This window comes from Mycobacterium asiaticum (assembly GCF_001673635.1).
GTDB classification, from domain to species: Bacteria; Actinomycetota; Actinomycetes; order Mycobacteriales; family Mycobacteriaceae; genus Mycobacterium; species Mycobacterium asiaticum_C.
Map to the genome: position 1 here is coordinate 25,632 of NZ_LZMH01000006.1, position 21,599 is coordinate 47,230.

Consider the following 21,599-nt stretch of genomic DNA (forward strand, 5'->3'; position numbering starts at 1 on the left):
GCCTCTTGACAAGGCACGCCAACAGGTCGAATATTCATCGCATGATGACTTCATCACACGATGAATTAATGCGACGCATCACAGAGCCGGCGGTGAGCATCGAGCATCTACGGGTGATCCGCGGTAAACGACCGGCGCTGCACGACTTTTCGGTGCGCGTCGCGCCGGGCACGATCACCGGGCTGCTCGGACCGTCCGGCTGCGGCAAGAGCACGCTCATCCGCAGCATCGTCGGCACCCAGATCGTCGCGTCGGGAACGGTGACCGTGCTGGGCCATCCCGCCGGCTCGGCCGCACTGCGCCGCCGGGTGGGTTACGTACCTCAGGACCCGACCATCTACCGCGACCTGCGGGTGATCGACAATGTCCGCTACTTCGCGTCGCTCTACGGATTCGACGGCCACGCCGCCGAGGAAGCCATCGAGCGGGTCGGGCTCACCGATCACCGCACCGCCGTCTGCGACAACCTCTCCGGCGGCCAACGCACCAGGGTGTCGCTGGCATGCGCGCTGGTGTGCCAGCCCGACCTGCTGGTGCTGGACGAGCCCACCGTCGGCCTGGACCCGGTTCTGCGCGTTGAGCTTTGGCGGCAATTCGGTGAACTGGCCGACGGTGGAACCACATTGCTCGTGTCCAGCCATGTGATGGACGAAGCCGACCATTGCGCGGACCTGCTGCTGATGCGCGACGGCCGCCTGGTGGCGCACACCACCCCGACCCAACTACGAGAGGAAACGTCATGCACGTCACTGGAGGAAGCGTTTCTGTCCGTCATCCGGCGCAGCACCGAGCCGCTGGCGGGTCCCAGAGCCGGCTGAGCCCGGTGCAGCAGCTGAAACCGTACGCGGCCACCACGACGCGCATCGTCCGCCAACTGGCTGCCGATCACCGCAGCGTCGCGATGATCCTGGTGGTCCCCGTCGTGGTGATCTCGTTGATGTACTTCATGTTTCAGGATGCCCCGCATCGACCGGGCGGCCCCACTCCGTTCAACAACGCCTGCCTGATCCTGCTGGGCCTGTTCCCGTTGTTCGTGATGTTCATCATCACCTCGATCACCATGCAGCGCGAGCGTGCGTCGGGAACCTTGGAACGCATCCTGACCACGCCGCTACGACGTCTCGACTTGCTGATGGCCTACGGGACCGCCTTCTCGGCTGCCGCGGTGGCGCAAGCGGTGGTGGCCTGTGCGGTCTCGTTCTGGCTGTTGGGTTTCACCACCGCGGGCAGCCCGGTGTGGGTATTCGTGATCGCCATCTTTAACGCCATCCTCGGCGTCGGATTGGGGCTGTTGTTCAGCGCGTTCGCCCGCACAGAGTTTCAGGCCGTGCAGTTCATCCCGTTGGTGATGGTGCCGCAGCTGCTGCTGGCCGGCGTGCTCGTGCCGCGGTCGGCGATGCCCGACTGGCTGCAGTGGATCAGCAACGTCCTGCCGGCCAGCTACGCGCTGGAAGCCTTGCAGCAGGTGGGTGCGCATTCGGGCCTGACGGCGACTACCGTGCGTGACATGTCTGTCGTGTTGGGATTCGCCGTCGCGTCCATGTGTCTTGCCGCCGCGACGCTGCGGCGCAGGACACCTTGATGGTGGCGGAAACCGCGAAGCGCAAACGCCCGGGACGGCCCGCAGGAAACTCCGACACCCGCGAGCGGATACTGGCAAGCGCGCGAGAACTGTTTGCGCGCAACGGGATTGACCGGACGTCGATCCGTGCGGTGGCCAAGGCCGCGGGGGTGGACGCGGCGCTGGTGCACCACTACTACGGCACGAAACAGGAGTTGTTCGCTGCCGCGATCCGCCTCCCGATCGACCCGATGATAGTGATCGCGCAACTGCGGGAGATCCCCGTCGAAGACCTCGGCTATCGGCTGCCGTCGCTGTTGTTGCCGCTGTGGGATTCCGAGTTGGGCGCCGGGCTGATCGCTACGCTGCGGTCATTGATCGCAGGCGACGAGGTGAGTCTGGCGCGCTCGTTCCTGCAGGAGGTGATCAGCGCGGAAGTGGGTTCCCGCGTTGACAATCCGGCAGGGACGGGCATGATCCGCACCCAGTTCGTCGCCTCCCAGTTGATGGGGGTGGTGATGGCACGCTACATCGTCAAGATCGAGCCGTTCGCCTCACTGCCTACCGACCAGATCGCGCGCACCATCGCGCCGAACCTGCAGCGCTACCTCACCGGGGAACTGCCCGACGACCTTACGCCGTGAACCGGTTGTGCTCGTCGTCGCCGACGTCGCGGGCCTCGTCGACCAACAGGACCGGGATTCCGTCGTCGATGCGGTAGGCGCGCCGCAGCCTCGGGTTGTACAGCTCGCGGCCATCGTCGACCAGCAGCAGCGGCCCCCGGTCGGCGGGGCAGACCAGGATTTCAAGCAGGGCGTCGTCGATCATTCGTCAAGCATCCTTGGTCGCTTTCTTGCCGCTCAGCTGGGTGCGGGCCGCGGGTGTCAACTTACGGAATTCCTTGCTGGCGGCGTCGAAATACCAGGCCTGCCGTCCCGACTTCGGTACCCCGGCCGCCCGTAGTGCGCTGACCGTCGGACGGAAGGTCGCGCTGAGCGTCAGCTCCGGCACGATCTGCACGATGTCGGGGCCAAGCCCCACCGGCATGGCGGCCACGGCTTCGGTCAGGTCGGCAGCGGTGACGGTGGCACCGGGACGCAACGTCACGGCGGATATCGCCAACTGGCGGTCCCCGACCGACACCCCGTAGGTCACCGCGAGATCGACCGCGCCGATGCGGCCCAGCGCGTCGACGACGAGTTCGGCGTACACCATGCCGCGTACGGTGCGGATCACCGCTCCGCGCCGGCCGGCCAGCCAGAAGTCACCGTCCGCGTCGCGGTAGAACAGGTACTCGGTGGAGATCCAGGTGTCGGCGGGGGCGAACACGCCGCGCTTGACCGATGCGGTCGGGTCGATCGGGCCGCGGGACTGGGCCAGCAGGACGCCGACCTGGTTGGTCTCGGCGACCTGGACGAACCCGTCGTCGTCCTCCAGGATCAGGTCGTGCTCGGCGTCGTAGGCACCGAGTTCGACGCGCCCGGCGCCCGGCAGCGGACGCCCCTTGGACCCGACCTTGGTGGCGGACACGTTGGCCAGCACCGCCTGTCCGTCCGTGGTGGCGAAGAATTCGACGACGTGGGCGGGGGCAAACGCGTCTTCTACCCGCTCCCACAACCCGGTAGGCATACCGGAACCGATGAACAACCGCACCGGGTGGTTGCCGTGCAACGCGAAATCCGGGTCGTCGACCACGTCGCGGAGCATGGCCCAGGTGTAGGACACCACCGTCACGCCGTACTGGCGAACCTCGGCGACGAACCTATCCGGACGCAGGCCCCGCGAGAGTGCGATTCGGGTGCCGCCGACGACCGCACCACCCAGGCTGACCAGCAGCGCCGACTCATGGTGCAGCGGCGTTAGGCAGTACACGGTGTCCCTGCGGTCCAGCGCGGCCGTGGACGCCGTGCCGAACGCGGACAGCGCCCACCGGAAGTTGGTGATCTGCTTGGCCACCAGCTCGCCGCCCGCCGCGTTGAACGCGATGAACGCCAGGTCCCGCGCGAACCCCGGATTGGGCCGGTACCAGGCGGGCAGTTGCACGGCGTCGGGATCGATCTGCTCCATGTCGATGACGTCCGCGTCATCGGGTAAGTGCAGATCGCGCGTCTCTCCCCCGCCCAGCACCAGGATCTGGCCCGGCAACTGCCGGGCGACCTCGAGGTTGGCCGGGTCGGTCAGGATCTCACTGACCCCGCCCAGCCGGACCTGAGCGGCCAGATCGGCGTCGTGGCGCATCAATACGGCGACGCCACCGAGCCGGGACAGGGCGGCGATGGCCACCAGCGCGCTGGGCCGGGTCTCCATCAGCAGGCCCACCCGGTCGCCCTGGCGTACCCCGACCTCGATCAGTCCGCGGACCACGTTGTTGATCCGGCGGTTGACGGCCTCGTAGGTGTGCACGCGGCCGTCGAACAACAGGAACTCACCCTGCGGTGCATCACGCGCTTGCTCATCGATGATGCGGCCCAACGAAATTCGGGTGTGGTCGTTGAGTTGTCCGAGCCGCGCCAGCCGCGGCAGCGTCCGGACGGTTTCGACGGCCAGGGTGCGCACCGATTTGTTGGCCGCGACGACGGCATCGGCCGCACCGCGGGCGATGGCCAGGGCGGCCTCGGAAACCTCACCGATCCCGTGCGCGACGCGCGAACTGAACGCCACACCGCTGTCGGTGTGTTCGGCCGGCTGCTCGACCATGACATTGATGCTGGCCGGTTTGTCGCCGCCGCCGGAGATCCACCGCACCCACTGAGCGACGGTGGGCCAGCTCTGTTGAGCGGCCTTGGATCCGACGACGAGGCCGAAATGGCCTGTGCGGATGAGGCATTCGTAGACGTCGGTATTGGGCGCCGCGCGCCGGATGCCGCGCACCGATGCCGGCTGCCCGATGTCGTCCACCTCGCCGACGAACGCCAGGATGGGGCAGGTGATGTCGGTGAGCGTCACCAGCTGACCGTTGATGGCGAAACCGCCGGTCATCATCCGGTTGTGGGCGATGAATTGCTTGAGCAGTTCGGAGATGGCCGGTCCGGACCAGGCGATCCAGCCTTCGCGCTCGAGGAACCTGCGCTGTTGCTCGCGGGGCAACAGCGCCTCGCGGTCGTGCAGCTGACGCACGAAATCGACTCGGGCCTTCGCGGTCTTGAGCGGGTCCATCATCTGAAAACCGGTGCGCGCCATCCAACTTGGGATGTTCAGCCGATTGAAAACATGGTCGGCCATGAAGTTGGCGGCGTCGGCGCCGAAGTTGGCCGGGATGCCCATCGGTAAGGCAGCCAGCGTGTCCACCGGCGAACCGAACGCCACGATGCTGGCGAGGTTCTTCGAGCGCCGGTAGGCGGCGACCTGGTAGCTCCACATGCCGCCCTGGGAATAGCCGACCAGGTGCACGTCCTGCCCGGTGGTGTCCTTGACGGTGTCGATGGCCTGGCTCAACGCGACGATGTGATCGGCCAAGTTGCGGCGCATGCCGCCTTCGACTTTGTCGGGTGAGCCGAAATCGATCACCCAGCAGTCCAGTCCGCTCGCGTGCAGGATGCCCACGGCGCCGTCCTCACGCGTGACGTCCCACATGTCCGCCGACATCATCATCGGATGCACCATCAGCACCGGTGGGCCCACCGGTGCCTGCCCCGGCCGGTTGTCGGGTGGGAAGTAGCGCCGAAGCTTGTACATCGGCACGCTTTCCACGATCTGCGACGGCGACGGCACGCTCCCGGTTTCCAGTCCCCCCAGTCGCAGGACCTCGAGACCATTCTGAGCGGTGGCCACCAGTCGCCCGACCGGTCGCGTGACCATCGACAAATTGAGATCCACCACGGCTCCTCAACGCTCCCTCAGTTGGGCCTTGACCAGCGTGGCAATCATGGCACATCCGCCTCAACCGGTGGTCTGGGTCACAATCTTCCCACGCGCAGCGCCGACGGCTTGAAGGCTTCAATAGGCTTCAGTCGGCCTAGATCGTCAGGCCTCAATCGTCGATGTGCGTCGGCGGGTCATTGAATGCGAAACCCCAAGGGTGCAGGTCAGGACCCATCGTGTCGCAGCGTCGGTCCGGTGCTCGATAGGTCGGGCCGGTGCTCGGCGTGTCGAACACCACGCAACGTTGCCAGGTCCCGTCCGGTTCCACCGGACCATCGCAACGGCTGATGGTCGCGAGTCCCCCATAAATGCAACCGGCACCGGCCGGCGGCGCCGCGGCAATCAGCCCTGTGGTCGTCAGCATGGCGACCAATCCTCCGGAGATGCAGCGCTTCATGGTGGTCTCCCATCACGCGGCCACGTCGCCGCACACTGACGCTACCGCTCGGGTAGCCGGCGTTGGCTGGGTTTGCGGCAAAATTCCTTACGTTTGGCCTGTTGTCAGGGACTTTCGGCGGGGTCGGTGGGCCAGGTACCCGGCAGCATCGGTGTTTGCGGGCTGCCGCCGAAGTCGTCGCGGGCCACGGTCGCCAATCCCGCCGCCGAGACTGTGTGCCGCGCCGCGGTACCGGTGAACCCCTGGGCGCCCGCGCCCTGATTCGAAGCGGCCGGCGTATCGATGTCGGGCTCCAAATCCATGTATTCGTAGCCGCGGCCGGGCTGTACGACCTTCGCCCGCCGCCGTTTCGGCGAGCCGGACGGCTCCTGCGGTGTCGCCGCGGCTGCGGGCTCCGCTGCCGTGTCGGGTTCTGGCGCCTTCTTGCGCGCGCCGCTGCTGGCGGCCCGGCGAGCGTCTGCGCTCAGGCCCCCCACCATGTAGCCGAGGTTTTCCATCCCTAGTCCGAGCCCTAATCCGAGGCCCGTTCCGGTCGTCGGCGGCGGTGCGGTGGCCGGCGGAGGTGGTGGCGCCCCCGAGGTAGCCGGGGCAGTCCCTTCCAGCGGTGCCGGTTGCGGCGACGGCGGTGATGTCGGAACGCTGGGAGCCAGCGCAGCCAATGGCGGTGTCGCCGGTGTGACGGGTGGTGGCGGTGGCGGTACTGCCACCAGGGCCGCCAGACCTTTGATGCCGAGCGGCGCCAGCACCGCGCCCGCCGTCAACGGCACCAGTGGCGCGGTCAGCATCGGCACCAGGACGGTGATCAGCACCAGTGTCTGCTCGAGCAGCGTCTTGAGCAGCGCGATGGTGTCGGTGATCACCGTGCCGATGATTTCCACCGTGACGAACAACAAGGTGAAGCTGATCGTCGCCGGATTCCCCGACGCGAAGGCCGCCGTCAGATCCAGCGCGACGAACGAGAACATCTGTGACAACAACAGGACGTAGGTGCCGATATCCATCGGATAGCCAAGGGCGAACGCGATGTTGAACGGACTGAAGTAGGTCAATGGGTTACCCAGGATGACCAGGTAGGGGTCGAATCCGGAAAACAGGGCCTGGAAAAAGGGCAGCTCGGAAAGCCAGGTGATGAACGGCTGGACGATCTCGTCGTAGAAGTCGACGAACCCGATGTCTTGCAGCCACTGCATGAACTCGTTCTGCCGGTCGGGCGGCAGCGGGGCGGCTTCGGCGGTACCGACCTGTAGCGCATCGGCCTTCGCGATTTGTGGCGCCGCGATGTTTGCCGGCACCGCCGCTAACGCCGCGGAAGCGAGCTGCTGATACGTGCTCATGACGGTGGCGGCCTGAATCCACATCCGCACGTAGTCGGCTTCGTTGAGGGCGATCGGGATCGTGTTGATGCCGAAGAAATTCGTCGCCGTCAGCGCGGCGTGCGTGGCGTGGTTGGCGGCCAGTTCAAGCAGGGTGGGCATGGCGGCCAGCGCGGTCGTGTAGGCGGTCGCGGCGGCGTCGTGTTGAGCGGCCGTGGCAGCGCTGTCCGCGCCGGCCTGCGCCAGCCAGGCCAGATACGGCGCATGGGCGGCAACGTATGCCTGCGCCGTCGGACCTGCCCAGGCGCCGGCGTCAACCGACGCCAACAGGGCAGTGAGTTCCTGGGCCGCCTCGGCGTATTCGGTGGCCAACGCGTTCCACGCCGCCGCGGCGGTCAGCAGCGGTCCCGGTCCCGGGCCGCTGCTCAGCAGCGCTGAATGCACCTCTGGCGGTGCGGCCATCCAGATGGGGGCAGTCAACGGGTGGCCACGGTGTGGACCACCCAATCAAGGGGTGACATTGACGTCGATCAGCTCTCTCGGGGTACACCGCCCCGGGTCGCAGGACGCGATGACGCGAGTGTCCTGGCTCTCGGATCGCCGCTCGCCTCGCCTTCCAGCTATTCGCCGTGGCTATTGAGGTTCGCTCCCCGATGACAGTGGCGGGACCGCGCCGGATTCGCACCGGCTTCCTACATCGTCATTGCCTTACGGCTGACATTGTTGCACTTTGCCGGGTCCGGCGGTAAGTGGTTCGCTCAGTGCGATCGGTAGCGTCGGTCCGGTGGCACACCTGCTCGGCGCCGAGGCGATACACCTGGCATATCCGACCGGGGTGGTATTCGAGTCGGTCACCCTGGGCGTCAACGACGGCGCGCGCATCGGCATCGTCGGCCGCAACGGGGATGGCAAGTCCAGCCTGCTGGGCGTTCTTACCGGCCGGCTGCGCCCGGACTCGGGGCGGGTGACCCGGCGCAGCGGTCTGCAGGTAAGCGCGCTGAGCCAGGCTGACAACCTCGATCCCGGCCATACGGTGGGCTGGACGCTGGTCGGTGACCAGCCCGAACATCAGTGGGCGGGCGATGCCCGGGTGCGTGATGTGGTCGACGGATTGGTTTCCGATATCGATTGGCACGCAACGGTTTCCACGTTGAGCGGGGGCCAGCGTCGACGGGTGCAGCTGGCGCGGTTGCTGATCGGCGAGTGGGATGTGATCGCGCTCGATGAACCCACCAACCATCTCGACATCGAAGGCATCACCTGGCTGGCCGGCCATTTGAAACAGCGTTGGGCGCGCAACAGCGGTGGCTTGTTGCTGGTGACCCACGATCGCTGGTTCCTCGACGAGGTGGCCGACACCACGTGGGAAGTGCACGACGGCATCGTCGAGCCATTCGAAGGCGGGTACGCCGCCTATGTGCTGCAGCGGGTCGAGCGGGACCGGCAAGCCGCTGCCAGCGAGGCAAAGCGCCAGAACCTGATGCGCAAGGAACTGGCCTGGCTGCGCCGGGGCGCCCCGGCGCGCACCTCCAAGCCGAAATTCCGGATCGAGGCCGCCAATCAGCTGATCGCCGACGTTCCGCCGCTGCGTAACACGGTGGAACTGGCCAAGCTGGCCACCGCCCGGTTGGGCAAGGACGTCATCGATCTGCTCGACGTGTCCGTCTCGTTCGAGGGGCGACAGGTGCTACGCGACGTCGAGTGGCGGATCGCACCGGGTGAGCGCACCGGCATCGTCGGGGCCAACGGCGTCGGCAAGTCCACCCTGCTGGGGCTGATCGCCGGCACCGTCGAGCCCGACAGCGGACGCGTCAAGCGCGGCAAGACCGTGCGCCTGGCGGTGCTGGACCAGCAGGGGGACGAACTGACCGCGCTGGCCGATGAACGCATCGCCGATGTGCTCGGCCGGCTGCAGCGGGGGTATGAGGTCGAGGGGCGTGAGGTCACCCCGGCGCAGCTGCTGGAGCGGCTCGGGTTTGCCCGCGGCCAGCTCTCCGCCCGTGTCGGTGAGCTCTCCGGTGGTCAGCGCAGGCGGTTGCAGCTCATGCTCACCCTGCTCTCGGAGCCCAACGTGCTGCTGCTCGACGAGCCCACCAATGACGTCGACACCGACATGCTGACCGCGACCGAGGACCTGCTCGACTCGTGGGCGGGCACCCTGATCGTCGTGTCCCACGACCGTTACCTGCTCGAACGCGTCACCGACCAGCAGTACGCCATTCTGGACGGCCGGTTGCGGCATCTGCCCGGCGGCGTCGACGAGTACCTGGAGCTATCCAACCGCTCCGAACCGGTTGAGCCGCAACCGGTCCCGAGGCCGGCGGCTAAGTCGGGGGCACAGCGGCGAGCCGCGGAAAAAGAGCTCGCGGCCCTCGACCGGCAGCTGGCCCGCCTGGCCGAGCGGATCGCGGCCAAGCACACCGAACTCGCCGAGCACGATCAGTCCGACCACATCGGCATCACCCGCTTGACAGGTGAATTACGGTCCCTGGAAGACGAGGTCGCGGCGACGGAGGGCCGCTGGCTGGACCTGTCAGAGGAGCTGGAATGAAACCGGTGACCTACCCGCCCGGGGAAGCGCTGCTCGCCGCGTATCACCGGCGTGGCCCGGCGATCAATGCCGGCGTCGGCCGGCACGGCTTCGCCTATCTACTGGGCGCCGAGGCGAACAAGTTCGTGTTCGCCAACGCGGACGCCTTCAGCTGGCGGGAGACGTTCGACACCCTGGCGCCCGTCGACGGTCCCACCGCGCTCATCGTCAGCGACGGCGAGGACCACCGCCGACGGCGCAGCGTAGTGGCTCCCGGGTTGCGGCACCGGCAAATTCAGGAATACGTGCAGACCATGGTGGACACCGTCGACGCCATGATCGACGGCTGGCGGGTCGGGCAACGCCTGGATCTGTATCAGCAATTCCGGTCGGCGGTGCGACGTAGTACGGCCGAGAGCCTGTTCGGTTCCCGGATGGCCGCGCATTCGGACTTCCTCGGTGAGCAGTTGCAACCGCTGCTGGACCTGACCCACCGCCCGCCACAAGTGATGCGGCTGCAGCGACGGTTGAACTCCCCCGGCTGGCGCCGCGCGATGGATGCCCGCAAGCGAATCGACGAGTTGATGGACGCCGAGATCGCCGACGCCCGCGCCCGGCCCCGCCCGGACGACCACATGCTGACGGTGCTGCTCAATGGTCGCTCCGACGAGGGTCAGATACTGCAAGACAACGAGATTCGTGACCAGATCGTCTCGATGATCACCGCCGGTTTCGAAACCACCAGCGGCGCGCTGGCCTGGGCTGCGTATACGTTGCTGACGCTGCCCGGCGCCTGGGACACCGCCGCCGACGAGGTGGCTCGCGTGCTGGACGACCGGGCACCGGCGGCCGGGGATATTGCCAAGCTGACCTACCTCAACGGCGTTGTGCACGAGACGCTTCGGTTGTATCCGCCGGGCGTCATTTCGGCGCGCCGGGTGATGCGCGATCTGTCGTTCGACGGGCACCGGATCCGCGCGGGACGGATGATCGTGTTCAGCGCCTACGTGACGCACCGGATACCCGAAATATGGCCGCAGCCAACCGAATTCCTGCCATCGCGGTGGGATCCCGAAGCGCCGGGATATCGCAAGCCGGCACCGCATGAGTTCATCCCGTTCAGCGGCGGGCTGCACCGGTGCATCGGGTCCGTGATGGCGACCACCGAGATGACGGTGATGCTGGCCCGGCTGGTCGCCAGGACTCGACTGCGGTTGCCGCAGCAACGGATTCGCGCGGCGAATTTCGCCGCCCTGAGCCCCCGGCCCGGTCTGGTGGTCGAGGTGGCTTGAGTGGATCACGTAGGGTGCGCGAGCTCCTTCCTGCGGTCTTACTCAGCGCCAGCGCAGCAGCACCAATTCGGCGCAGAATCCTGGGCCCATCGCCAGCATCAACCCCGGACTGCCGCTGGGCGGGCGCTTTTCGATGGTGTCCCGCAGGATGTGCAGCACCGACGACGACGACAGGTTCCCGATCTCGCCCAGGGAGCGCCAGGTCAGCTCCAGCGCCTCCGGCGGCAATTCGAGGCTGTTGGTGATCGCGTTGATCACCTTGGGCCCGCCGGGGTGACTCACCCACGCACCGATGTCGTCCCTGGTGAGTTCGTGGGAGGCGAGGAATCCGTCCACATCGGCGGGCAGATACTGCTCGATCAGGTCGGTCAGCTCCGGCGCGAGGCGCAACTGCAGGCCGTGCGATCCGACGTCCCAGCCCATGATGTGCAGCGAATCGGGGTAAAGCCGGCTGCGGGAGTCGATGATCTGCGGGCCGGCCGCGCGCAGCTGTTCGGCGCGCCGGTCGCCCACGGCGACCACTGCGGCGGCGCCGTCACCAAACAGGGCCGTGCCGACCAGACCCGACACGGTCGGCTTCACCGCCGGGTAAGTCAACGAGCACAGCTCGACCGAGATCAGTACGGCGACGTCGTCGGGCGCGCCGCGCAGGTAGTCATGCAATCGGGCCACGCCCGCCGCACCGGCGACACATCCGAGGCCGAACAGCGGCACTCGCCGCACATCCGGGCGTAGTCCCAGCCGCCCGGCGATGCGGGCGTCCAGCGAGGGCACCGCAACCCCGGTGACCGTCGTGGTGGCGATCATGTCGATGTCTTGCGGCTGCAGACCTGCCTCGTCGAGCGCACCCAGTAGCGCCTCGATGCCGAGTTCGACAGCCTTGTCGATGAAGATCTCGTTGGCGTCGCCGAAGTCGGTGAGTGTCGGATACTGCTCCAGCGGCAGGGCGAAATGGCGATTGTTGACCTTGGCGGCCGCGTGCAGGCGGCGCACGATTTCTTCGTGCTCCTTGAGCCCGGGGAACTCGACGAACAGGTCGGTGATCTCACTCTGGCTGTAGCGATGTGGTGGCAACGCACCGAAAACACCCGCGACGACGCTCATGACCCTGCCTTCTCAGTTGCTGCTGGCCCGTCCGCCCCGCACAGACTCTCCCCAAAGGGCGAGTTTAATCGGCGGTCGACGGTCCCGCAAAAAATTCCGCTATTCAACACCCGTCTTATTTGCCGGGCTAAGCATCACCAATATAGTTTCGAGGAACCAGAATTCAGTTTTCTGTGTCTTTCCTTTCGACGCTGTCGAGCGCCATCGCGATCAACGCTTCCGGGCTGAGGGCGTCGATTGCATCCTCTGTCAAAAAGGGCGTTGAGCTGGCATCTTGTGGCCGGTCTGCGAGCAGCAACAGTTTGTCGAGCAAGCCGGCCCGGCGCAGTTCGCCAATGGGAATGTGGCTCAGCAACCGCCGTATTTCGCCCTCGCCGGATTCATCCGGGGTCTCATCGTAAAGTTGCCGGCCCAGGTGTTCGGCCAACTTCGCCGGTGTTGGATAGTCGAAGATCAGAGTGCGCGAAAGTGGTAATCCGGTTGCTGCTATCAGGCGGTTGCGTAATTCCACGCCGGTCATCGACTCGAATCCGAGGTCCTGGAAAGGGCGTTGCGGGTCTACGTCACGGCCGCCGCGATGACCCAGGACGATCGCCACGTGCTGGCGAACCAACTCGACCAGTTGCCGCTGCCGTTCCTTGGGCTCGGCGCGCCGCAGGCGCTCGGGCAGCCCCACGGCGTCTTGGCGTGAGCTGGGCTGCGGGGTGGCGTCCACCCAGAAGCGGCGACGGTCGAACCCGTACGTAGGCAGTTCCACCAGCTGGGTGGGCAGGCCATCGAACGCGCCGCGCCAGTCGACGGCGACTCCGGCGGTGAACATCCCGGCAACCGCATCGAGCAGGGATTCCACCTCAGGACGGTCCCGGCTCAACGGCGCGACGGAGGTGGTCAGGCCGGCCGCCGGACCTAGCTCTACAAACACGTTGGCGCCCAGCGATTCAGCGACCTCGATGCAGTCCGCGAACCGTACCGGCTTGCGGACATGGTCGGTCCAGTATTCGGCGGAACCGTATCCAGGGCCGGCTACTTGTCCAGTGACATTCGACACCAACGGAATTCGGGGCGGACCGGTCGAGATGCCGGTTAGTGATCGAGAAAACTCGGTCAGCATCGGCTCCATCAGTGCCGAGTGGAACGCGTGCGAAACCGCCAAGCGATGCACCCTTCGGCCGCGTGCCGCCAATCGATCGGCGACGGCGGCTACGGCGGCGCCCGGCCCCGAAACCACCACCGCGTCAGGGCCATTGACCGCCGCAATGGCCACCCCGTCCGCCAGTAGTGGTGCCACCTCGTCCTCAGCAGCCGACACCGCCACCATCACTCCCCCGGCAGGCAGCGCGGCCATCAACGCCCCCCGTACCGCCACCAACCGTGCGGCGTCAGGCAACGTCAGCACCCCGGCCACGTGTGCGGCCGCGACCTCCCCTACCGAATGGCCCAGCACGACCTCGGCCACCACACCCCACGACCCGAGCAGCGCCGCCAGGGCCACCTCCACGGCGAACAATGCCGGTTGGGCGAATTCCGTACTTTCCAGCAGCGCCGCGTCCCGACCCCACATCACCTCACGTATGGGCAACCGCAAGTGCTGGTCCAGTTCTGCGGCCACATCGTCGAAGGCCCGTGCGAAGGCCGAAAATCGTTGGTACAGCCGCTGACCCATGCCCAGGTACTGTGAACCCTGTCCCGGAAAGACAAGTGCGACTCTGCCCACCGGCGCGCCGGGTTCCGCGACGGTCAGCTCGCGCAGACGCTCGAGCAGCTCGACCCGACCGGTGCCCACCACCCCTGCCCGGTGCGGGAACGTCGTCCTCGTCGTCGCCAGGGACCACCCGACGTCGACCGCACCCAAATCGCTGTCCTCGCTGACCCAGGCGACCAGTCGCTCGACCTGATTTCGCAGCGCCGTGGCGGAACGGGCCGACAGCACCCACGGCACCGGCATTCGGCTATCCGACGCGGGCACTGCCTCCTTCGGTGTGCGCTCCAGGATCAGGTGCGTGTTGGTTCCGCCCATGCCGAACGACGAAATTCCCGCCCGCCGCGGATCGTTGGGCCAAGCGGTCGGGGTGGTATTGACCTGTAACCCCAGGCGCGACAGATCGGTGCCGGGCGGCGCCGCCACATAGTTGAGACTGGCCGGCAGCAGGCCCTTTTCGATCGCCAACGCCGTCTTGATCAGGCCCGCGACTCCGGCGGCCGCGCCGGTGTGGCCGATGTTGGTCTTGACTGACCCGACCCGCACCGGCTCGCTTCGCCGCTCACCGAAGATTTCCCCCAGCGCATTGGCCTCGGTCAGATCACCGATCGCCGTGCCGGTGCCGTGGGCTTCCACATAGTCGATGTCCTCACAGCCCAGGCCCGCGCTGCCCAGCGCACGCCGGAAGACGTCGGCTTCGCCCGACACCGAAGGCGCGGTCAACCCGGCCGAGCGGTGCCCGGCATTGCCCGCAGCGCTGCCCCGGATCACCGCGTGAATGCGGTTACCGTCGGCCAGCGCCGCAGCCAGCGGCTTGAGCAGAACCAGCCCGCCGCCTTCGCCGCGGACGTAACCGTCGGCGCGTTCGTCGAACGCGAAGGTGCGGCCCGCTCGGGAGACGGCGCCGAATTCGGTTTCCAGTACCGCCGTTTCGTCGACCAGGTTCAGGTGGATGCCACCGGCCACCGCAAGCGGCGCTGCCCCAGTACGCAGCGTCTCGCACGCGAGATGGACCGCCAGCAGGGACGACGACTGACCCGAATCGATTGTCAGGCTTGGACCTTGCATTCCGAAGGCATACGAGACGCGGTTGGCGATCAGTGCGCGGCTGGTGCCGGGAAAGGAGTGATGGTCGAGGTTCAGTCCGGGGGTGCGCAGGGTCAGCAATGCATAATCGTCGTTCATCGCGCCGACGAAGACCGCGACCCGCTGGCCGGTGACCGTCTCGGGCAAGATGAACGCGTCTTCGAACAACTCCCAGGTCAGTTCGAGGGCGAGTCGTTGCCGAGGGTCCATCGCGGTGGCTTCTCGTGGCGAGATATTGAAGAAGTCGGCATCGAACTCCGCGACGGCGTCGCCCAATGACTTTGGGGCTTCACGTCCGTCCCGAAGCAGATGCCAGAACTGCCGTGGCCCGTCGGCTGCGGGAAAGCGGCATGCCAGCCCGATGACTGCGATAGCCGACGGGTCGGTTTCGGTTGAACTCACGGCGCTAGGTCGTCGTCAAGGATCGCGAAAAGTTGACGCTCGGTGGCGGTTTCGATGTCATCTTTGAAGTCGTCTACATATTCGGGTTGGATGCCGGCTTGGCCGGTCAGGTCGGCGAGCAGTTCTTGCATGCGCGCAACCAGGCGTGCCTTCTCCGCGGGATCCCAATGCGGCTGGTTGAGCAGCAGCTGCAGTTCACGGGTGATGTCGTTGAACCGGCCCATGCGGTCGGGTGGCTCGGAGGCCGGGGCACCGCCGTCGAGCTGGGTGTCGAGCTGGGCATCGAGGTGCGCGGCCAGACCGGCCGGGCTCGAGTGGTCGAAGATCAGTGTCGGCGAAAGCGTCAGGCCGGTGGCCTTTTTGAGCCGATTGCGGAGTTCGACGGCGGTGAGCGAGTCGAAGCCCAGGTCCTGGAACGGACGTTCGGGGTCGATGTCGGCGACGTTCGGCTGGCCCAGTACGGCAGCGGCGTTGCCACACACCAACTCGACCAGCTCCTGGCGTCGCTGCTCGGCGGACAGCCCGTGCAGCTGCGCCAGCAGTCCCGATTTGGAGACCGACGTGGTGTCGATCTCGGCGATAACCCGCCGGGGTGCACGAGATACCAACTGCGCCAGCAACGGCGGCAACGCGTCGCGGTGGGCTGCGAGCGCCCGCTGATCGAGTCGGGCAGCCACCACGAATGGGCGATCGCTGAGCAGCGCGGCGTCGAACAGGTCGAGGGCTTGCCGGGCGGACAGCGGCGCGATGCCCACCCGGCTGATCCGGGCCTTGTCCCGGTCGTCGAGGTGTTCGGTCATCGCCGACGCCTGTTCCCAAAGTCCCCAGGCCAAGGAGGTTCCCGGCAACCCGCGGTCGCGCCGGTACGCGGCGAGCCCGTCCAGGAAGCTGTTCGCCGCCGCGTAATTCCCCTGTCCGGGTGAACCGACGATCCCCGCCACGGATGAGAACATCACGAAGGCGGCGAGATTCATGTCCTGGGTCAGCTCGTGCAGGTTCCACGCCGCATCGACCTTGGCGCGCAACACCGTATCGATGCGTTCTTCGGTCAGCGACCCGAGCAGGGCGTCGTCCAGCACACCAGCGGCGTGGATGACACCGGACAACGGATACTGGTCCGGGAGGTCGGCCAGCAGCCCAGCCAGCGCGGTGCGGTCGGCTGCATCGCAGGATGCGACTCGGACGTCCGCTCCCGCCCCGGCCAGTTCGGCAACCAACTCGGCGGCCCCGTCGGCGGCTGCACCCCGGCGGCTCACCAGCAGCAGCCGGCGCACCCCGTACCGGTGCACTAGATGACGAGACAGAACCGAACCCGCCATGCCGGTACCGCCGGTGACCAATACCGTGCCCGACGACAGGCCCACACCTGGTCCATCCGGAAGGCTGAGTACGACCTTGCCGATGTGGCGGGCCTGGCTGACGAATCGGTAGGCCTCAGGCGCAGAGCGGATATCCCATGTCTTCATCGGCAATCGTTGCAGCGCACCGGCTTCCAACAGGGCCATCAGATCGCCGAACATCTGCGCGATGTGTGCGGGACCGGCCTCCATCAGGTCGAACGCTCGGTAGGACACCCCCGGGTGGAGTTCGGCGATGTGACTCGGGTCGCGGATATCGGTCTTGCCCATCTCGATGAACCGACCACCCCGCGGCAATAGCCGCAGTGACGCATCGTTGAATTCACCGGCCAGCGAGTTCAGCACGACGTCCACACCGGCGCCGTCGGTGACCAGCCAGAACTTGTCCTCGAACGCCAAGGTGCGGGAGTCAGCGATGTGCGAATCGTCAAACCCCATCGCGCGCAGGGTGTCCCACTTGCCGCGGCTCGCGGTGGCGAATACCTCCAGGCCCCAGTACCGGGCCAGTTGAACGGCAGCCATGCCCACGCCCCCGGTCGCGGCGTGCACCAGCACCTTCTGTCCGGGCTGCACCTCGGCCAACGTCGACAGCGCATAGAACGCGGTCAAGAACACCACCGGCACGCTTGCGGCTTGCGGCAGCGTCCACCCGGGCGGCACCGGCACAATCAGCCGCTGATCCACCACCGCTTCGGACCCGGCAACACCCAGAATGCCCATGACGGGATCCCCTACGGCGAAACCGGTAACCCCGGGACCCATCTCGACGACTACGCCCGCGCCCTCGGCGCCCACCTCCGCCGCCCCGGGATACATCCCCAGCGCCACCAACACGTCTCGGAAGTTGACCCCAACCGCGGCAACCGCTACGCGGACCTGTCCCGGACCCAACTCCACCTGCGGGCAGGGCTGCAGCATCAGGTCGTCCAGCGTCCCGGCGCCGCCGGCAACCAACCGCCACGGCGACGCGCCTTCGGGGAGCCGTAACAGCGCCGGAGGGTTGCTGGGCGTCAACCGGGCACCGTGGGCCACCCCCGCACGGACGAGCACTTGTGGTTCACCGCAATCGATTACGTCCTCGACGGCCAGCGACCCGTCGGTATCGACCAGCACGATCCGGCCCGGGTGTTCGGCTTGTGCCGAGCGCACCAGGCCCCACACCGCCGCACCCGCCAGATCCGGGGCGGCCTCGCCGGGCAATCCGACCGCCCCCCTGGTCAGCACCGCCAATGGTGCGGCATCGTCGCCGCTCAACCACGACTGCAAGACACCCAATGCCTCGTTAGCGGCGGCATGCACCGACTTCGTCATGTCCGCGCCGGTCGGCTTGTGCTCCCAGCTGACCACCCTGTCAGTCCTGTTACCGCTCAATTGGATCGGTGTCCATGCGAGTTCGATCAGCCCGTCGCCGCCAGCGGCCGGCGTGGTCGCCACCGACAGTTGATCGGGTGACACCGGGCGCATGGTCAAGGTCTGCACGGTCAGCACCGGGAGCCCGCGAACGTCGGCGATTTCGACCGAGACGGCCCCGTCACCGGCCGGCGCCAACCGGACCCGAAGCCGGCCAGCGCCTGCGGCGTGCAATGCGATGCCTTGCCAGGAGAAGGGCAACAGGATCAGATCCTGATCGTCCACCACGCCCATGGCATGCAATGCCGCGTCCAGAATCGCTGGATGGATCCCGAAGCCGCCCAACGCTACTTGTGCGCTGGCCGGCGGTGCGACCTCGGCGAATAGCTCGGCCCCGTCACGCCACATCGACTGCAGGCCACGGAATGCCGGCCCGTAGGCATAACCGCGGTCGGACAGCCGGTCGTAGGTTCCGGTCAGATCGATTGCCGTCGCGCCGACCGGCGGCCACACCGTCAACTCCGCACTCGGCCGCACCGGTGCCGGACTCAGCACGCCTTGCGCATGCAGCACCCAGGCCGATCCCTGCTGTGCGGCACGGGAATACATCCACACATTGGCACCTGACTCGCCGGCAGCATCCACCACCACCTGCAACTGCACACCCACGCCGACCGGCAACACCAACGGAGCAGACAACGTCAGCTCCTCCACGGTCGGGCAGCCGACCTCGTCGCCGGCCCGGATCGCCAGTTCGACGAACCCCGCACCGGGGAACAACACCGTCCCACCCACCGCGTGGTCGGCAAGCCACGGCTGCTCGGCCAGCGACAGCCGCCCGGTCAGCACCACACCACCCGAATCCGGCCGTTCGACGACGGCGCCGAGCAGCGGATGTGCGGCCCCCGCCAAACCCGCGGCAGCCACATTCCGGTGGCCCACGTCGGTTGGGCTCAGCCAGAAGCGCTTTCGGACGAACGCGTAGGTCGGCAGCGGGACCCGGCACCCGCCGCGCCCGGCGAAGGCCTGTGCCCAATCCACCGCGAAGCCGGTGACGTACAAGTGGCCGAGGGCGGTCAGCAGCGAGGTAGTCTCGGGCCGCTCTTTGGGCATTACCGGCACCGAGTGCTCCTGCGCGGCGGTCAGGCCGGCGGCGGGGCCGAGTTCGAGGAAGGTGACCGCACCTTGCGCGATGATGGACTCGACGCCGTCGTGAAAGCGCACCGGACGGCGCACGTGCTGCACCCAGTATTCGGGCGACCCGTATCCGGGACCGGCCAGCTGTCCACTCACGTTGGACAGCAAATTAATTCGCGGCTGAGCGGGCGTGAGCCCGGCCAGTGACCCGGCGAACTCCGGCAGGATCGGCTCCATCAGAACCGAATGGAAGGCATGCGAAACCGCCAGGCGATGCACGCGGCGACCGCGCCGCACCAGTTCGGCCTCGGCCGCATTCACCTGGTTCTCGGCACCGGAAATCACCACCGCCTGGGGCCCGTTGACCGCGGCGATGTCCACACCCGCGCCGAGTAGCGGCGCCACCTCCCCCTCCGGAGCGGCCACGGCGAGCATCGCTCCGCCGGTCGGCAGACCGGCCATCAGCCGGGCCCGCACCGCAACGAGTTTCGCCGCGTCGGGCAGCGACAGCACACCAGCCACACACGCTGCGCTGATCTCCCCGACCGAATGACCGACCACGAAGTCGGGGAGCACACCCCAGGACTGCAGCAGTGCCGCCAACGCCACTTCCACGGCGAACAAGGCCGGTTGGGCGAACTCGGTGCTTTCCAACAGTTTCGGGTCAGCGCCCCAAACCACGTCGCGGAGCGGCACCCGCAGATATTGGTCGAGGACATCGACCGCCTCGTCGAATGCCCGGGCAAAGACCGGAAAGTGCTCGTGAAGCTGACGGCCCATCCCAGGCCGCTGTGATCCCTGCCCGGGAAACACGAAGACCAGCTTGCGCGCGGCGCCGACGCGGCCCATTGCCGTAGCCGCGTCCGGGTCGCCCGCGGCCAACCCCGCCAATTGCGCCGTCAGCTCATCGCGGTCCGCGCCGACCAGCACGGCCCGATGCTCGAATGCCGACCGCGTGGTGACCAGTGACAGACCGATGTCGACATTGGTCGACCGGGCATCCAGCTGCCTCGACAGCCGCTCGGCCTGCCTGCGCAGCGCCTCGGCTGAGCGCGCGGAAAGCACCCACGGCACGGGTCCCTGGCTATCGGCCTGCGGCAGAGCATCTTGCGCGACGGGCGGTGCCTGCTCAACGATGACGTGCGCGTTCGTCCCGCTGATCCCGAAAGATGACACGCCGGCGCGCCGCGGCGTGTCCCCCTCCGGCCATGCCCGCGGCTCGGTCAGCAGCGAGACGGCACCCGCCGACCAATCCACATGCGGGGTAGGCACGTCCACGTGCAGCGTCTTCGGCATCACCCCGTGCCGCATCGCCTGCACCATCTTGATCACTCCGGCGACCCCCGCGGCGGCCGAGGTGTGACCGATGTTGGACTTGATCGAACCCAGCCACAGCGGCCGATCTGCTGACCGGTCCTGCCCGTAGGTGGACAACAGCGCTTCGGCTTCGATGGGATCGCCCAGGGTGGTCCCGGTCCCGTGACCTTCCACCACGTCCACTTCCGCCGTGGTGAGCCCGGCACTGGCCAGCGCCGCCCGGATAACCCGTTGCTGCGCAGGACCATTCGGGGCGGTCAATCCGTTCGAGGCACCATCCTGGTTTACCGCTGAGCCGCGCAGCAGTGCCAGCACGGGATGCCCCAACCGCCTGGCGTCAGACAGTCGCTCGAGCACCAGCAGCCCGGCGCCTTCCGACCAGGCGGTACCGTCGGCCGCCCCGGCGTAAACCTTGCACCGGCCGTCGGCGGCCAGCGCCCGTTGCCGGCTGAATTCCACAAAGGCGCCGATGGTGGCCATCACCGTGACGCCGCCGGCCAACGCCAGATCCGTTTCGCCCGAGCGTAATGACTGCGCCGCCATATGCATCGCGACCAACGACGACGAACACGCGGTGTCCACAGAAACCGCGGGGCCCTGTAATCCCAGCACGTAGGAGACCCGGCCGGAAGCCACGCTCAGGGTCGAGCCGGTCAGCCCGTAACCCTCCAATTCACCGGTTACCTCACCCCCATAACCGGCATGGATCACCCCGACGAACACCCCGGTCGCCGAGCCTCGCAACCCGTGGGGGTCGATTCCGGCCCGCTCCAGAGCTTCCCACGACAGTTCCAGCACGAGCCGCTGTTGCGGGTCCATGGCCAGAGCTTCACTGGGGCCGACGCCGAAGAAGCCGGCGTCGAAGTCGCCCGCGTCTTTGAGGAAGGAACCCTGTCGGACGTACATCTTGCCCTTGGCGTCAGGGTCGGGGTCGTACAGATCGGCAAGGTCCCAGCCGCGGTCGGTGGGAAAGTCCGAGACCGCGTCGCGGCCCTCGGTCACCATCTGCCACAGCGCTTCCGGCGAATCCACACCACCCGGGTAGCGGCACGCCATTCCCACCACCGCCACCGGATCGGACAGCTTGCCCTCCAGCTCCGAGAGCCGCCGACGCGTCCGGCGTAGATCTGCGGTAACACGCTTCAGGTAATCGAGGTGCTTCTCGGTTTCGGGCACTGACTGTCCTGCCATG

General features: G+C 67.2%; 12 protein-coding genes and 1 riboswitch. Of the genes, 5 read left to right on the plus strand and 7 right to left on the minus strand.

The window, feature by feature from the left end; all coding sequences use genetic code 11:
• The first annotated feature begins 41 nt into the window (after window positions 1–41).
• Genes A5645_RS01555 through A5645_RS01565 form a run of 3 tightly spaced genes read left to right on the plus strand, consistent with a single transcriptional unit; the run spans window position 42 to window position 2,205 of the window.
• Window positions 42–818, plus strand: coding sequence for an ABC transporter ATP-binding protein (locus A5645_RS01555; RefSeq protein ID WP_065128273.1), 777 nt, complete (start codon window positions 42–44; stop codon window positions 816–818).
• Window positions 819–832: 14 nt separating this feature from the next.
• Window positions 833–1,582 (plus strand): ABC transporter permease, encoded by a 750-nt coding sequence (locus A5645_RS01560; protein WP_253866829.1) that lies wholly within the window; start codon window positions 833–835, stop codon window positions 1,580–1,582.
• Window positions 1,582–2,205 carry a TetR/AcrR family transcriptional regulator gene (locus tag A5645_RS01565; protein ID WP_065037104.1) on the plus strand — a complete coding sequence of 208 codons (624 nt, stop codon included), beginning with the start codon at window positions 1,582–1,584 and terminating at the stop codon, window positions 2,203–2,205. The genes A5645_RS01560 and A5645_RS01565 overlap by 1 nt, the downstream gene beginning before the upstream one ends.
• Here the strand turns inward: A5645_RS01565 and A5645_RS01570 are convergent.
• The 4 genes from A5645_RS01570 to A5645_RS01585 form a co-directional block, all read right to left on the minus strand.
• Window positions 2,195–2,389 carry a Trm112 family protein gene (locus tag A5645_RS01570; RefSeq protein WP_065037105.1) on the minus strand — a complete coding sequence of 65 codons (195 nt, stop codon included), beginning with the start codon at window positions 2,387–2,389 and terminating at the stop codon, window positions 2,195–2,197. The two genes, A5645_RS01565 and A5645_RS01570, sit on opposite strands and share 11 nt — an antisense overlap.
• 3 nt (window positions 2,390–2,392) lie before the next feature.
• On the minus strand, window positions 2,393–5,380 hold the full coding sequence (locus A5645_RS01575; protein WP_155767801.1) for an acyl-CoA synthetase: 2,988 nt from the start codon (window positions 5,378–5,380) through the stop codon (window positions 2,393–2,395).
• Between the two features lie 151 nt (window positions 5,381–5,531).
• Entirely contained in the window at window positions 5,532–5,819 is a 288-nt protein-coding gene (locus tag A5645_RS01580) for a CDGP domain-containing protein (protein ID WP_065037106.1), read from the minus strand.
• A gap of 104 nt (window positions 5,820–5,923) precedes the next feature.
• On the minus strand, window positions 5,924–7,612 hold the full coding sequence (locus A5645_RS01585) for a PPE family protein (protein WP_065128274.1): 1,689 nt from the start codon (window positions 7,610–7,612) through the stop codon (window positions 5,924–5,926).
• Between the two features lie 78 nt (window positions 7,613–7,690).
• Window positions 7,691–7,880: riboswitch (cobalamin riboswitch) on the minus strand.
• Window positions 7,881–7,916: 36 nt separating this feature from the next.
• Between A5645_RS01585 and A5645_RS01590 the strand changes: the two genes are divergently transcribed.
• A complete protein-coding gene (locus A5645_RS01590; RefSeq protein ID WP_065128288.1) occupies window positions 7,917–9,683 on the plus strand; it encodes an ABC-F family ATP-binding cassette domain-containing protein in 1,767 nt (588 codons plus the stop codon).
• Between the two features lie 5 nt (window positions 9,684–9,688).
• Window positions 9,689–10,954, plus strand: a complete 1,266-nt coding sequence (locus A5645_RS01595; RefSeq protein WP_155767804.1) for a cytochrome P450 — start codon at window positions 9,689–9,691, stop codon at window positions 10,952–10,954.
• Window positions 10,955–10,996: 42 nt separating this feature from the next.
• Here A5645_RS01595 and A5645_RS01600 read toward each other — a convergent pair whose 3' ends face one another.
• The 3 genes from A5645_RS01600 to A5645_RS01610 all read right to left on the minus strand — a co-directional run bounded on the left by A5645_RS01600 (window position 10,997) and on the right by A5645_RS01610 (window position 21,598).
• Window positions 10,997–12,058 carry a type III polyketide synthase gene (locus tag A5645_RS01600; RefSeq protein WP_065128276.1) on the minus strand — a complete coding sequence of 354 codons (1,062 nt, stop codon included), beginning with the start codon at window positions 12,056–12,058 and terminating at the stop codon, window positions 10,997–10,999.
• A 163-nt stretch (window positions 12,059–12,221) separates the two neighbouring features.
• Window positions 12,222–15,245, minus strand: a complete 3,024-nt coding sequence (locus A5645_RS01605) for a type I polyketide synthase (RefSeq protein WP_065128277.1) — start codon at window positions 15,243–15,245, stop codon at window positions 12,222–12,224.
• A complete protein-coding gene (locus A5645_RS01610; RefSeq protein ID WP_065128278.1) occupies window positions 15,242–21,598 on the minus strand; it encodes a type I polyketide synthase in 6,357 nt (2,118 codons plus the stop codon). The genes A5645_RS01605 and A5645_RS01610 overlap by 4 nt, the downstream gene beginning before the upstream one ends.
• Window position 21,599 lies beyond the last annotated feature (1 nt).

Coding starts and splice junctions, on each gene's coding strand:
- A5645_RS01610 (WP_065128278.1), bottom strand. CDS start 21,598: ATGGCAGGACAGTCAGTGCCCGAAACCGAGAAGCACCTCGATTACCTG.
- A5645_RS01555 (WP_065128273.1), top strand. CDS start 42: ATGATGACTTCATCACACGATGAATTAATGCGACGCATCACAGAGCCG.
- A5645_RS01565 (WP_065037104.1), top strand. CDS start 1,582: ATGGTGGCGGAAACCGCGAAGCGCAAACGCCCGGGACGGCCCGCAGGA.
- A5645_RS01570 (WP_065037105.1), bottom strand. CDS start 2,389: ATGATCGACGACGCCCTGCTTGAAATCCTGGTCTGCCCCGCCGACCGG.
- A5645_RS01600 (WP_065128276.1), bottom strand. CDS start 12,058: ATGAGCGTCGTCGCGGGTGTTTTCGGTGCGTTGCCACCACATCGCTAC.
- A5645_RS01580 (WP_065037106.1), bottom strand. CDS start 5,819: ATGAAGCGCTGCATCTCCGGAGGATTGGTCGCCATGCTGACGACCACA.